Consider the following 13,573-nt stretch of genomic DNA (forward strand, 5'->3'; position numbering starts at 1 on the left):
GAAAGGCAAGGGGGGAGTTTATACTATGAACCGGTATCAATTGCCGCTGCAGCCGCCGCCGATCAAAGGCTTCTTGCGCTGGGCGTATACGTTATCGATTACGCACAATTACGAGGAGACGCTGCCTTGGTATTATACCAATTTCATCCAAATGTCGTGTACAAAGCATTTTCTGGAGAAACGGCGGACGTTTTTTTTCGATTTTTTCCGGGGCAAGCCGAACGAGCTGAATTTCAACAATCCGTTTCTGCTGACCTGCGCCGTCAATTATGAGCTGTTATCGGGCTACCGGCCGGATGAGCTTGTCGACTTTATGATCGGGCGAATGAACCAAGGCTATTATGCAATCGTCTTCATCGACGAATCGAAAATAACGGCCAGCTCCGCCTATGAGGGTGAAGCCTTTCCCCATCATCTGATGCTCTCCGGATACGACTTGAAGGAACGAACGTTCGATGTGTCGATGTTCGACTTCAATCAGGTGTACCGGACGATCAAAATCCCGTTCGAGGAGTTCGTCAGCGCCTGCGATTCGATGAAACGGCTTATCGAAACCGGACTTGAAGCGGATCACCATACGTTTTTTTACCGGTTTAACGGGGAGCATCCCTTTGTGTTCGATCCGGTGGCGGTCGCGGACCAGCTGCGCGATTATTTGAACAGCGAGACTCATTTGAACCGGATCAACTATAACCCGGACGGCGAAGTGTTCGGTCTGCAGACATACGAATATCTCCAGCTGTATTTCAAGGCCGCTGCGGAGCGGCATCCCTCGTTGGTGTGGCCCAATGCCGTAAGGCATCTGCATTTACTCTGGGAGCACAAAAAGGTGATGACGGACCGAATCCGGTATTTTACGCAGCACGGCATCATCGAGCGGGACGACGAGCTGCAGCAGTCGTTCGAAGAGCTCGCGAACAAGGCGAAGCTGCTGCGCGATCAGATGGCCATCGCGGAAATGAAGGGCGATGACCGCATTTACGCGAAGATGCCCGCCAAGCTGGAGGCGATTAAGGAAAGAGAGCCGGAACTGCTGGAGCGGCTGTTGAAGCGCGTGGAATCGGGTCAGCCCGTTGGAACATAGTCAGAAGGAAAACAGCTGCTTGCGGGCGGCTGTTTTTTCGTGCGCCGCGGATCGAAGCTTTACAATACATTTTCATAGTTGAAGCGGTCGCTGCTTCGACCTATACTATATCGTAGCGATATGTCGACACGATATAAAAAGAGGAGGGTCACGATGTATGAGCGATCGTGCTCGGCTTGGTTTCGTTGATCCTGAGAAGTGGGGGAAATAAAAATGGACGTAAGTCTTTACTTGCAGCGCATCGAAGCGGCAGAGCCGGTTCAGCTGACCTTGGATGGCTTGACGCAGCTTCAGAAGCGGCATGTAACCCGAATTCCTTTTGAAAATTTGGATATCCTGCGCGGCATTCCGATTGCGCTTCGAACAGAAGACCTCTTCGATAAACTCGTCAATCGGCGGAGGGGCGGCGTTTGCTATGAATTAAACGGACTGTTCAGCGAGCTGCTGCGCAGGACCGGGTTCGAGACTCATATGATTGCCGCAACCGTCTATCGGGGAGAAGGTGAATGGGGGACGGAAGGCTCGCATGCCACCAATCTCGTTCGTCTGGAGGGGCGACTTTATTTGGTTGACGTCGGCTTTGGCGGCAACTCCCCGCGCCGTCCGGTGCCCGTGACCGGGGAGGAGATCCGGGACGCGGACGGCTTCTATCGGATCAGACCGTACGCTGGGTTGCAGAACGGTTATGTTCTGGAGAAAAAGGAGGACCGGGACTGGGCCATCCTGTACAGGTTTAATCCGGAAGCGAAACGATTGGAGGATTTTGCCGAGGTGTGCGACGTGACGCAATACGCTCCGGAATCGCCGTTCAACAAGGTTTATTTCTTGATGAAGGTGACGGAGGAAGGCCGGATGACGCTGTTCGATCATTCCTTGACTTTGGTTGACGGCCCGAATAAAACGAAAGAGACGATCGAAGCCGGCCGCATCGACGATATCTTGGACCGGTTTCTCGCTCGCTAAGTCCGGCGCACCATTGCAGCCGCTCCCGCGCATGACATATAATAACGACAGGCTTACAAGCACAAGGCAGAGGAGCGTACATACGAATGAACAAACCGATTCCATTACATAAACACGGTTTTCCCGCCAGCCGGATCGTGCTCGGGTGCATGGGTCTTGGCGGAAGCTGGGACCGGGAGCCCTACACGGCGGAGCATGTCAAGCAGGCGCACGAAGCAGTCGAGGCGGCGCTCTCCGCAGGCATCCATATGTTCGATCACGCGAATATTTACACCAAAGGCAAGGCCGAGCAAGTGTTCGGTCAAGTGTTGAAGGAGCGTCCCGATCTGCGGGAGCGGATCATCATTCAATCCAAATGCGGCATCCGCTTCGAGGAAGAGGGAGTTCCGGGGCGGTACGATTTCTCGAAGGAACATATTGAAGCGAGTGTCGACGGGATTTTAAGCCGGCTCGGCATCGAGACGCTGGATATTTTGCTGCTGCACCGGCCCGATCCGCTGATGGAACCGGAAGAGGTGGCGGAAGCGTTCCAGCGGCTGCATGAAAAGGGCAAGGTGAAAGCGTTCGGCGTCTCGAACATGAGCGCGGCGCAAATCCGCTTCCTGCAGTCCGCGATCCGGCAGCCGCTCATCGCCAATCAGCTGGAAATGAGCCTGCTCAAGCTGGACTGGCTGGATGCAGGCGTGCATTTGAACCAGCCGCAGGGCACCGGCGTCTCGTTCCCGGAAGGGACGATGGAGTATTGCCAGATGGAGCATATCCAGATCCAGGCGTGGAGCCCGCTCGCACGGGGCTTGTTCACCGGCGGCGACTTGTCGGGACAGCCGGAATCCGTCCGGGCGACCGCAGCTTTGGTCAGCCGTATGGCCGAGCAGAAGGACGTCTCGCCTGAAGCGATCGTGCTCGCGTTTCTGCTGCGCCATCCCGCAGGCATCCAGCCGGTGATCGGCACCGTACGTCCCGACCGCATCCGGGCTTGCGGCGAAGCGGAGCGGGTGACGCTGACGCGGGAAGAGTGGTACACGCTCTACGTCGCCTCCCGGGGCCGCAACATGCCTTAAGCTCCTCGTTCTGAGGGAAACCGGGCTTTCGATTGCAGGTCAACGCTGCCGGAAAGAGTGCTTCCACAATTTCCGTTCTTATTCCGTCATCTCTTCCGGATGACGGTTAATTTTTTTACCGGAGTTATAATCCGAGTTATTATCGAAAATTCCCTTGAGATACGACTTGTTTCGTGTTAAGTTCAATTCACATGAACATGTTCAGAAAGTGTGAGAATGAACCTATGACAACGGGTATGGTGCAATCCATCTATTATAATCAAGCGTCTGATGCATTACGACGTGAGATTGCTATCATTTTGCATCGGGTGTGGCCGGATGTTTGTCCAATGCCGGGTGCAACGATTCCGGAAGCTCACGAGAAAGAGTTTAATGTACGCTCATTTTATTCCTGCATAGATGGAAAGTTGGTCAGTTATGCAGGTGTGGTGCAGAAGGCGATTAAGCACGATAGACAAACATTCAATATTGCCGGACTTAGCTGCGTGGCTACAGATCCCGCGTATCATGGTCAAGGGTTAGGTTTACGTACGGTGGCTGCCGCCACGCAATGGATTGAAAAGCAAAGCGGCATAGATTTTGGCATATTCACTTGTAAACCGTCTTTAGCTTATTTCTATAATCGTGCTGGGGCATGGCCTATCGTGCCAGATGTGGTACTCGTTGGTAGTCAGGATGAGGGGGCTTTATCTAGCGAATCCTTAGACGTTGTCGTGTTGATGCGTCTGTTTTCAGAGAAAGCTAAAGCGAATCAATCACAATTGCGTCATACCACGATTAATCTTGATTTTCCAGTTGGCGAGTTTTTATAATAGCGAGCAAGAAAGTCATGCTATAAAGAACCCGGGCCCAACCGAAGAAGAACTGAGCAAGCGTTAAACTTGCGCAAAAAACGGCCCGGGGCGCAAAATGCAGCCTTCGGGCCGTTTCTACCCAATCAGCGTAGGGGACGGGATGTGCCGTTAAGTTGACGGGCGCCGCGCTTCCAACGGCGGCGAATGAGCGCTTCGATGAAGATAAGATTCGGAATCCAGCACAGCCAAGCTACGATTTGATACGACGGAACAAATTTTCCGTGATTGAGCACGATCAGCAGCGGGAGCCATAGTCTAAGCGTAACGGCCGCGAAGGTGAGCGCGTAGCTCCGCAGCATCCATTCCTTGTGCGCTTGCACGTCGTTGATCGATATTTTATGGACCGCCATAAACGTGGCAGCCATCCACAGCACGTCGAGCAAGAAAAAGCCGAGCCCCGAGACCCATCCGCCTGTTGCATGCCAAGCTAAAAAAAGATTAACAAGACCGCTTATCGTAATGGAAAGCACATAAGCATAACCAAGGAGCAGGTGGCGGCGGCGCCGCTTTATGCCCGCAGGCTTCAGGAATAGCTGGAACGGACCGATCACCAGCGCCAACACGGCTGTAACGATATGGATATACAGAATATAAATCCACGGCTCCAGATGAAAATCGGGACTTCTCAGCTTTTTCTTGATGAAATCGGCAGTTAGAGGACTGTTCAAGCCGTATTGAAAGACGGCATATGCTCCAATCGCCAACGCCAAGACGATCACAAGCGTTCTTACGCTGCTCTTGCCCATCAGAAATCCTCCTCATTAGACGACTGATCCGTCTCCGTCCGCTTGCCCCCCGTTTACATGTTCTCCGTGCTGCTGCCCAGAGAGCGCTTCGCCGCATTAGCATCCGGCGCCACTTTGTTCGTCCCCATAACAACGTCCATAACCGGGTTGGATACGCCGTACCAAGCGTGCTCATCCAGATAATGATGCAGCAAATGCTTCTTTTTCAACCATTTGCCCCACGGTGTGAGAGGTACGATAGGGCGGTGGGAGACAAAATGCTTCCATTGGTAATACATCTGGCAGACGACCGTCCCGAAGACGACCGACAAAGCCAGATGAAGCTCTCCCGTCAGCGCCCAAAAAAGCAGCAGGAGCAAGGGATACGTCACGACCTCGTACCAGACGGAACCGAACAAAAACCGGTCGTCGTTCGGATGCTGATGGTGCGCCACGTGCCCTTCATATGCCTTCGGAAGCAGGCGGGGGAGTTCATGCATGATATACCGATGCACGATGTATTCGATGAGTCCGAACAGCACGATTCCGCCAGCAATGGCGAGCCATGTCAGTGGAGAACCGTAGGTGATGCCTACCCCCGTCCCGCTCAGTACAATCAAGATCATCAGGAAAACGATTAACCGGAATTGCAAAAACTCTAGAACATACTTCATTCGTCATACACCTCATCCGTCGCAAGCGCCTTTCGACAGCGGGCCCGCATAAAAGGCATCTCTTTGTAGTATATATACAAACCTTTAGACGGCCCCGGACGGTGAAGCCCTTCAAATCGGATACAAATTCGTGGAAAAAAGGGAAAGACGTATTTTCGACTAAATAGGAGAGGGAATGGAGAAAGGATAGAGATGGCCGTTTAGGCAAAAGGAGGTTTTCCCGGTCTCCTCGGATACAACGATGATTAACGCATCGGTCCGCTCCGACAGTCCGATGGCGGCGCGGTGACGGGTCCCCAGCTTTTGATTGGGGAAGGTTCGTTCGGTCAGAGGGAGGATGTTGGCGGCCGAGACGATCTGATCGGAGCGTATAAATACGGCCCCGTCGTGCAGCGGGCTGCCCGGAACGAAGATGGATTCCAGCAAGGAACTGGTAATTTCTGCGGACAGAAGGATGCCGGGAGTGATCCAGGGATCGATACTGTCTTCCCGCTGGATGACGATAAGGCCGCCTTGACGCTTGAGACTCAGGTGGTTCACCGAACGGGAAATCTCTTTATACTTGCTCGTATAGGGCGAGAGAAAACAGTTCAAATAATAGGTGGAAGCAAGCGCTCCCGTCTTGGAAAACCGCTTGGAAATGTGCTCGATTTCGTTAAGCAGGCACGTGTTGACCTCGTCCAGGCTGGAGACGATTTGTCCGATGCTGTGAAGGATTTCGGTCAATTGTTCCTTAAGCTCCTTTCTTAAAGGGGAAACGTCACAGTCCAAATGCTCCATCTGCAAATCCCATCCTTTCCATAGTTTAGCTTAACCGATCCCAAAAGCGATTATTCGAGGCATGTTCTTACGAGGGAAGGGGGGAGGGATCGGTTACGAAAAAGGGCAGCGTCGAAGTCATCAAGGAATGACTTGCGAAGCTGCCCATCGCATTATTTTCGGTTCGTGTCCGCATAAACGGCCATCGCATCGCGCATAAACTTCGCTAGGCCGTCTCCGAAGCGGTCGATGTTTTTGGTAAAACGCTCATCATCCACATACATTTGCCCCAGGCATTTAAAGGCTTCGAGCGTGTAAGAACCCATTTGGTTCAATAGATCGTACCATTCTTTAACGGCCGCCTGCGCCTCGGCGGAATCCGGCGAGCCGCTGCGAAGTCCGGACAGCTTGGCGTAGATGGCATTCATCGTTTGGGCCATCGCTTCCTGTTTATCTTTCGACATGGAGCTGGCTTTGGCATTGGCCTTGTCGACCGCTTCGTCGCCCCAGCGTTCACGGGCTTCTTGTTCGTAAGGATTATGGCTAAAGTCAAAGCCTTCGAATTTTTCTTTCGTTGTCATCTGAATTTCTCCTTTCGCATGTTGCATCGTTTTATCGATCGTCGCAATCATTGTATCGAGCCGGCTGCGTTTTTCGAGCAGCATGCTCCGGTGCAGCTCCAGCGCTTCCAGACGGTCAAAGGAAGGGCTGTGAATGATTTCTTTGATTTTCGTTAAAGGGAAGTCAAGTTCTCTGAAAAATAAGATCTGCTGCAGCATTTCGAGATTTTCGTCGGAGTACAAGCGATACCCGGCCTCCGTCGTCCCGTCGGGGGTCAACAGCCCGATCGCATCGTAATGATGAAGTGTGCGCACACTGATGCCGACTAAATCCGCAACCTCTTTTACCTTCACCGAAATCTTGCGACCTCCTTTCAACAATCACTATAGAGTATAACGTAGCGTTAGAGTCAACCACAAAATTGAGCCCTAAAAAACAAAAAACACTTCCTTTTGAGAGAAGTGTCTTTGCGATGATCCGCTTCCTATACCTAATTACCGGTACATGTTCCGAGACATTCTTTCCATCCGTTGATCCTGCTTGCGCTCGTGAACGACCAGACAGGCATGAATGGCGCCCGGCAGCCAGAAGAACAGCGTCAGAATGAAGTTGAGAAGAGCCTGTATCGGTTTTCCGCAAAATAGAACGGCGACAGGAGGAAGCAATATAGCTAGAAGATACATCCGAAAAACCTCCTTTTAAGTTCGTTATCCTTTTATACGAGATTAAGATATGAAAAGTTTCTGGAAAGCGACAGTGCAATTTTTGCACGGAACGGACGACAATAGTTGTTCTGTTTTTGGCGCGAAGGCCGATTGTATAATAAAGGCGTCAGATAACATACTAGATTCGAAAGATAGACGGACGGAAGGGGGGATGGGCGATTCTGGACCAAAGGCGCGCCGGCATGCTCGCCATGCTGCAGGAAACCGGAGATTACGTGTCCGTCCGCGAAATCATGAAGAAATTCGATATCTCCAAGCGGACGGTCTACTACGATCTTCAAGCCGTCAACGAGTGGCTCTCGGACCACGGACTCGCTCCTGTCGAATATGTTCGTGGCCGGGGGTACCTCCTGTCGGAGGAAAGCCGCTCCCGCATCCCTTCCATGGCGCAAGAAGTTGAAAAGGACGACTATTACTTGTCCCCGCGGGAGCGAAAAGCCTGGGTGGCGATTCAGTTGCTCACCCGCAGGGAACCGCTGTTCATGCAGGAGATCACGGACTTATTGCTGGTCAGCCGCGGAACCGGCTTGAACGAGCTGAAGCAGGTGAAGAAAGAGCTTGCCGCTTTTCAGCTTGAGGTCGTGTTCGATAAAAAGAATGGTTACAGCGTCGAAGGGAAAGAAGCCGACCAGCGCAAGGCGCTATCGTACTTTATGTCCCAAGTGCTCCATCACGTCAGCTGGAAAAGCTTCGTCTCGCAGTTTCAAGGGCTTGTCAATGCCAACGTCGTTCACCGCAAGCTTCCGTTTTTTCAAGAGGAGCAGCTTGCGGAGGTGTACGAGCTCGTCACCCGCTGTGAGAAGACGCTCGGGCTGGAATTCACCGACGATATGGTGTTTAGTCTCACCACAAGATTGCTGGTTTACGCGAACCGGCTCCAGCAGGGACACCGCATTACACTCGACGCCGATGAAAAAGAGGCCTTACAGCAAACGCCGGAATATGCGGGGGCCGTCCAACTGGGGGGCGAGCTCGGACGCCTGTTCGACCTCGAATTTCCGGAGGATGAGATCTGTTACTTGACCCTCCAGCTATTGGGGGCGCGGGTAAACCGGACGAGCGGCGGGGAGGCGTTGGCTGATCCCGGTAAGGATGCTGACGCCGGCGAAACCGTTCTGCTGTTAAAGCGGTTAATCCGCCAGATGATCGATTTGTTCGAGCGGCATGCCTGCATCTTCTTTCAACACCGCGACGAGCTGGAGCAGCGGCTGTTGATCCATTTGAAGCCGGCCTATTACCGGATTAAATTCGGGCTGGAGATCGATAATCCGCTCGCGGAAGCGATGAAATCAAAATACGGGGAAATTTTCGAGATTTCCAGAAAATGTGTAAAACCGCTGGAAGAGCATCTGGGCAAGCCGGTCGACGACAATGAGATCGCCTACTTGGCGATGCATTTCGGAGGCTGGATGCGCCGGGAAAACGCCATGCCCGTCCGGCGGAAAAAGGCGGCGATCGTATGCGTCAACGGCATTTCCGCCGCACGCATGCTAAGAATCCAGCTGGAGCAGCTGTTCCCGGCTCTGGATATCGAAGCGGTCCTGTCACTACGGGATTACGAATCGTATCCGGCAGAATCGGTGGATCTGCTGTTCTCGACCGTCCCGCTGCAGAACAGCCCGGCGCCGGTGTTTACGGTGCATCCCATCTTGTCGGATGCCGATAAGGCGCACCTGCTTCATCAGGTAAACCGGGTGTCGGGGCAGATGGATGCGCCGCAGGGCCGCTCCGCGCAGGCGATTCTGGAGATGGTGCGGAAGTACGCGCGCATCTCGGACGAGGAAGGTCTGCTGCGGGAGCTCCAGCGCTATTTGTCCGCCGGACGCGCTCCGGCGGTGGAGGAAGAAAAGCCATCGCTCGCCAGCCTGCTGCCGCCGGAGCACTTGGTGCTGCGGAACGAGGCAGCCGATTGGAAGGCCGCTATCGAGTTGGCGGCCGAGCCGCTGCTGCGCAGAGGCTTCATCGAACCGCGGTACGTGAAAGCGATGATCGCCAAAGTCGACAGCTACGGACCGTATATCGTCGTTGCGCCGGGGGTGGCTATCGCTCACGCGAAGCCGGAGGAGGGTGTCCGGCGGCTCGGCATGAGCCTGTTGAAGCTGGAGTATGCCGTACCATTCGGTCCGGAGGTACGCCACCAGATCCGGCTCGTGCTGGTGCTCGCCAGCGCGGATGGCGAATCGCATTTGCGGGCGCTGTCTCAGCTGACGACGCTGCTGCGGGAGGAGGAAATGAAAGATATCCTTCTCGCCGCACAGACCGCCGATCAGCTTGCCGGACTTATCCGTCGGCACACGTCATAGCAAGGAATCGTAGCAGGGAGGAGAGAAACGGATGAAATTTTTGGAAAGGGAACTGATCGGTCTCGATGTGGAGGTGCAATCGGCAGAGGAAGCGATTCGGGCCGCAGGCTCGCTGCTCGTCAGCGGGGGAGCGGCCGACGCCTCCTACGTCGATGCGATGGTGCAGGCGTACCGTGACAAGGGGCCATACTTTGTGCTCGCACCACACATCGCCCTGCCGCACGCGAAAGCCGAGGACGGTGTCCATGAGGCGTCCGTCGCTTTCGTCCGGTTGAAACAGCCGGTGGTGTTTGGCCATCAAACGAACGATCCGGTGGAGCTGATTTTCGCGCTCGGTTCGGCCTCCAACGCCGACCATATCGCTTTGCTGCGCAGGCTGACGCTGCTTTTAAACGACCCGAACTATGTGCAGTGCTTCAGAGAAGCCGGAAGCCCGGAAGACATCGAAAACATCATCTTGAGGAGGAATGAAGCATGAAAATCTTATGCGTATGCGGTTTAGGTCAAGGAACGAGCCTGATTTTGCGAATGAACGTGGAAAGCGTGCTAAGAGAGTTGGGAGTAAATGCGGATGTGGAGCATACGGACGTTTCTTCGGCATCCGGCATGTCCGCCGATCATATCATCACCAGCAACGAGCTGGCGCAAAGCCTGCAGGGGCACTCCGCCAATATCGTCATCGTGAACAACTATTTCGATCTGAACGAAATTAAAGAGAAATTGAAAGACACCATCTAATCCTTAAGGGGGATTTTACATGGAAGTCATTTTTTGGATAGCGACCAACGTCTTCGGTACGCCGGCCATTTTGCTCGGATTCATCGTGCTGGTCGGTCTCCTGCTTCAGAAAAAGACGACAAGTCAGGTGATCAGCGGGACGTTCAAGGCCGTCATCGGCTTCCTTATCATCGGGGCGGGAGCGGGCGTCATCGTCAATGCGCTCAACGTGTTCGAGCCGATGTGGAAGGAAGTGTTCGGGCTGCAGGCCGAATCGCTAGGCCAATTCATGGGGCAGCAGACATTTAACTCCAAATTCGGCAGCGCGGTCACGCTCGCGATGTTCATCGGCTTTTTGATCAACGTCCTGCTCGCGCGGTTCACGAAGTTCAAGTACATTTACTTGACCGGTCATATGATGTTCTGGACATCGACCGTATTCGCAGGTGTCGTGGTTCATTCGGCAGGCAACGTTTCTTTCGGCAAGCTGGTCTTATTCCTATCCGTTATTCTCGGTCTGTATTGGACGCTGCAGCCTGCGCTCACCCAGCCGTTCGTCCGCAAAATTACGGGCAACGACAACATCGCCCTCGGGCATACGTCGGCGTCGGTTGCGCTGTTAGGCGCACTGCTCGGCAAGTGGTTCGGGAACAAGGAGAACGACGCGGAAAAAATCAAGGTGCCGAAGGGCTTCGAGTTTCTGCGCGACTCCAATGTCATTACGGCGCTCAGCATGGGGCTGCTGTTCCTGATCGGCGCAATCGTCGTTGTCATGAAAGATACGCCGGGCGCGAAAGAGCTGGTCGCCAAAGCAGGTGAGCAGAACTTCATCATCTACGCGATGCTTCAATCGCTCACGTTTGCCGGAGGGATTGCAATCGTTCTCATGGGCGTGCGCATGTTCATCGGCGAGCTGGTGCCGGCGTTTAACGGGATCGCCACCAAGATCGTTCCCGGCGCGAAGCCTGCGCTCGATTGCCCGGTTACGTTCCCTTATGCGCCGAACGCCGTCATTCTCGGGTTTATGGGCGCCTTTGTCGGGGCCTTGATCTGGCTCGTCGTGCTCGGCAACACAGTCGCTTACATCTTCGTGCCGACGATGATCGTGCTGTTCTTCCACGGCGCTACGGCGGGCGTCTTCGGCAACGCGACCGGGGGAGCGCGCGGTGCGGTGCTTGCCGGCTTCGTTACCGCAACCGTCGTTGCTTGGGGCCAGTACGCGATGGTCAAATTTTTCATCGCTTCGACGATTCCGGATACGGCTATGTGGGCGGCGGACTCCGACATGTTTATTATCGGGCCGATCATCAGTTTTCTTGCGAAGCTGCTGTTTTAACCAAAATCGCCAGTCGGCCCCGGCCGGTTCGCCGGCCGCGGTACGATAAGGAGGTCACAGAGAGATGAGTTTCGTTCGGACTTTGCGTGGGGATATCCCTAAGGAACAGCTCGGGTTTACGTATTCCCATGAGCACATCGTTTGCCGTCCGGCGTTCTGGGCGGAGCGGGGAGAAGACGACCTGCTGCTGGATGACAAGGAAAAATCGAAGCTGGACGTGCTGGACTTCAAACGCCACGGCGGCCAAACGATCATCGACGCCACCGCTGTCGATTACGGACGCGACGTCGATGCGGTGTACGCCATCATGGAGGAAACCGGCGTTCAAATCGTCGGCACGGCCGGCTTCAACAAAAGCTTTCTGTGGAACGCCAAAGTGAAGGAAGAGCTGAAGCCGATCATCGGCAATTACAACACATATTACGAGTGGATCGATGCGAAAAGCATCAACGAGCTGGCGGATTTCATCATCCGCGAAGTGGAAGAAGGGCTGGAAGGAACGCCGTTCAAGGGCGGTCAAGTGAAATTCGGCACGGGCTACAACCGGATTACGCCGCTGGAGGAGAAGACGCTGCGGGCTGTCGCCCGCGCGCACCACGAGACGAAAGCACCGGTCCACTCCCATACAGAGGTCGGCACGATGGGGCTGGAGCAGATCGAGCTGCTGCGGAGCGAGAACGTGAATCTGGCGTACGTCAGCTTCGGCCATATGGACCGGAATCCCGATCCGTATTACCACGAACAAATGGCTACAACCGGAGCCTATCTGTGCTTCGACGGCATCGCCAAAATCAAATACGCGCCGGAGAGCACGCGGATTCATCTCCTGCTGGAGCTGGTGCGCAAAGGGTACGAGAATCAGATTCTGATCAGCGGCGATACGGCCCGGAAAACGTACTACAAGCACTACGATTACGGGCTCGGCTTGGAATATATCATTGCGAAATGGATTCCGCGCTTTATCGACGAGGCGAACAAGGCCGGGTACGACGGGGATAAGCTGGTGGAAAAGTTTTTCGTGACGAATCCGGCGAACTGCTTCGCCTTTAAACGGTGAGGAGGGGCACCCCATGCAGCTGCAATACGAAAATTCGTTCGACGTAAAAGAGAAAATCGCCCGGGTGCAGGCCGCGATTCTGCCGATCGGGGCCGTGGAAGCGCACGGTCCCCATCTTCCGCTGGGGACGGACAATCTGTTGGCGGAACGGCTGGCGGCCAAGCTGGCGGAACGGACGGGCAGCTTCGTGCTGCCGACGCTGCCTTACGGCCAGGTATGGAGCCTGCGCAATTTTCCGGGCAGCATCAACGTGTCCAATGAGGCGCTGATCGCCTTGCTGAGCGATATCGGGGAAAGCTTATTCCGGCAAGGCTTCCGCATCTTCGTCATGCTGAACGGTCATCTCGGCAACGCGACGGCCTTGAAGGAAGCGGCCCGCAAGCTGGCGGAACAAGTGCCCGAGCTGAAGGTTTATTACTTCTTTTATCCCGGTGTGAAGGAAATTACGGCGCAGGTCCGCGAGTCTTCCAGCAGCCATGCTTCGTACTTTCACGCTTGCGAGATTGAAACCTCGTATATGCTCTATCTGGCCGGAGAGCATGTCGACATGAGCCGGGCGATCTGCGACATCCCGGATATCGGAGTGGAGGCCGACTGTACGCCTACCCCATGGGAGACCTTCACCTCGACCGCCGTTCTCGGCGACGCGACGCTGGCCACCTCGGAGAAAGGGCGGGCCATTCTGGAAACGAGTCTCGACGTCATGACGCGTATCGTGAACGATGCCAAGAAGCGGCATCAACCCACATTATGA

Annotated in this window: 15 protein-coding genes; 10 read left to right on the plus strand and 5 right to left on the minus strand. The window is 54.5% G+C overall.

Annotation, left to right across the window (positions count from 1 at the left end):
* The first annotated feature begins 25 nt into the window (after nt 1–25).
* The 4 genes from PEL01S_RS02970 to PEL01S_RS02985 all read left to right on the plus strand — a co-directional run bounded on the left by PEL01S_RS02970 (nt 26) and on the right by PEL01S_RS02985 (nt 3,920).
* The gene (locus PEL01S_RS02970) at nt 26–1,084 is read left to right on the plus strand and encodes a hypothetical protein (protein WP_127459210.1); all 1,059 of its coding nucleotides are present in this window, start codon (nt 26–28) and stop codon (nt 1,082–1,084) included.
* A 213-nt stretch (nt 1,085–1,297) separates the two neighbouring features.
* Entirely contained in the window at nt 1,298–2,047 is a 750-nt protein-coding gene (locus PEL01S_RS02975; protein WP_127459211.1) for an arylamine N-acetyltransferase family protein, read from the plus strand.
* An 86-nt stretch (nt 2,048–2,133) separates the two neighbouring features.
* Nucleotides 2,134–3,108, plus strand: a complete 975-nt coding sequence (locus PEL01S_RS02980) for an aldo/keto reductase (protein ID WP_127459212.1) — start codon at nt 2,134–2,136, stop codon at nt 3,106–3,108.
* 224 nt (nt 3,109–3,332) lie between these two features.
* Nucleotides 3,333–3,920, plus strand: a complete 588-nt coding sequence (locus tag PEL01S_RS02985) for a GNAT family N-acetyltransferase (protein WP_127459213.1) — start codon at nt 3,333–3,335, stop codon at nt 3,918–3,920.
* Nucleotides 3,921–4,045: 125 nt separating this feature from the next.
* Here the strand turns inward: PEL01S_RS02985 and PEL01S_RS02990 are convergent, their stop codons facing one another.
* From PEL01S_RS02990 to PEL01S_RS03010, 5 genes are all read right to left on the minus strand, one after another.
* On the minus strand, nt 4,046–4,708 hold the full coding sequence (locus PEL01S_RS02990; protein WP_063187584.1) for a DUF2306 domain-containing protein: 663 nt from the start codon (nt 4,706–4,708) through the stop codon (nt 4,046–4,048).
* Between the two features lie 53 nt (nt 4,709–4,761).
* Nucleotides 4,762–5,361 carry a sterol desaturase family protein gene (locus tag PEL01S_RS02995; RefSeq protein ID WP_127459214.1) on the minus strand — a complete coding sequence of 200 codons (600 nt, stop codon included), beginning with the start codon at nt 5,359–5,361 and terminating at the stop codon, nt 4,762–4,764.
* A 159-nt stretch (nt 5,362–5,520) separates the two neighbouring features.
* On the minus strand, nt 5,521–6,141 hold the full coding sequence (cdaS, locus tag PEL01S_RS03000; protein ID WP_127459215.1) for a sporulation-specific diadenylate cyclase CdaS: 621 nt from the start codon (nt 6,139–6,141) through the stop codon (nt 5,521–5,523).
* 152 nt (nt 6,142–6,293) lie between these two features.
* The gene (locus PEL01S_RS03005) at nt 6,294–7,040 is read right to left on the minus strand and encodes a MerR family transcriptional regulator (RefSeq protein WP_127459345.1); all 747 of its coding nucleotides are present in this window, start codon (nt 7,038–7,040) and stop codon (nt 6,294–6,296) included.
* 135 nt (nt 7,041–7,175) lie between these two features.
* Nucleotides 7,176–7,364 carry a YqaE/Pmp3 family membrane protein gene (locus PEL01S_RS03010; protein WP_010500852.1) on the minus strand — a complete coding sequence of 63 codons (189 nt, stop codon included), beginning with the start codon at nt 7,362–7,364 and terminating at the stop codon, nt 7,176–7,178.
* 224 nt (nt 7,365–7,588) lie between these two features.
* Between PEL01S_RS03010 and PEL01S_RS03015 the strand changes: the two genes are divergently transcribed.
* The 6 genes from PEL01S_RS03015 (at nt 7,589) to PEL01S_RS03040 (ending at nt 13,573) form a co-directional block, all read left to right on the plus strand.
* Nucleotides 7,589–9,709: a BglG family transcription antiterminator gene (locus PEL01S_RS03015; protein WP_127459216.1), complete on the plus strand. Its 2,121-nt coding sequence runs from the start codon at nt 7,589–7,591 to the stop codon at nt 9,707–9,709.
* A gap of 31 nt (nt 9,710–9,740) precedes the next feature.
* On the plus strand, nt 9,741–10,187 hold the full coding sequence (locus tag PEL01S_RS03020; protein WP_127459217.1) for a PTS sugar transporter subunit IIA: 447 nt from the start codon (nt 9,741–9,743) through the stop codon (nt 10,185–10,187).
* A complete protein-coding gene (locus PEL01S_RS03025; RefSeq protein ID WP_063187592.1) occupies nt 10,184–10,447 on the plus strand; it encodes a PTS sugar transporter subunit IIB in 264 nt (87 codons plus the stop codon). Before PEL01S_RS03020 ends, PEL01S_RS03025 begins: the two co-directional genes overlap by 4 nt.
* A gap of 19 nt (nt 10,448–10,466) precedes the next feature.
* Nucleotides 10,467–11,762 carry a PTS ascorbate transporter subunit IIC gene (gene ulaA / locus PEL01S_RS03030; RefSeq protein WP_108533405.1) on the plus strand — a complete coding sequence of 432 codons (1,296 nt, stop codon included), beginning with the start codon at nt 10,467–10,469 and terminating at the stop codon, nt 11,760–11,762.
* Between the two features lie 64 nt (nt 11,763–11,826).
* On the plus strand, nt 11,827–12,819 hold the full coding sequence (locus PEL01S_RS03035) for a phosphotriesterase family protein (protein WP_127459218.1): 993 nt from the start codon (nt 11,827–11,829) through the stop codon (nt 12,817–12,819).
* Nucleotides 12,820–12,832: 13 nt separating this feature from the next.
* On the plus strand, nt 12,833–13,573 hold the full coding sequence (locus tag PEL01S_RS03040) for a creatininase family protein (protein WP_127459219.1): 741 nt from the start codon (nt 12,833–12,835) through the stop codon (nt 13,571–13,573).

The sequence above is a fragment of the Paenibacillus elgii NBRC 100335 genome (genome assembly GCF_004000865.1).
GTDB classification, from domain to species: Bacteria; Bacillota; Bacilli; order Paenibacillales; family NBRC-103111; genus Paenibacillus_G; species Paenibacillus_G elgii.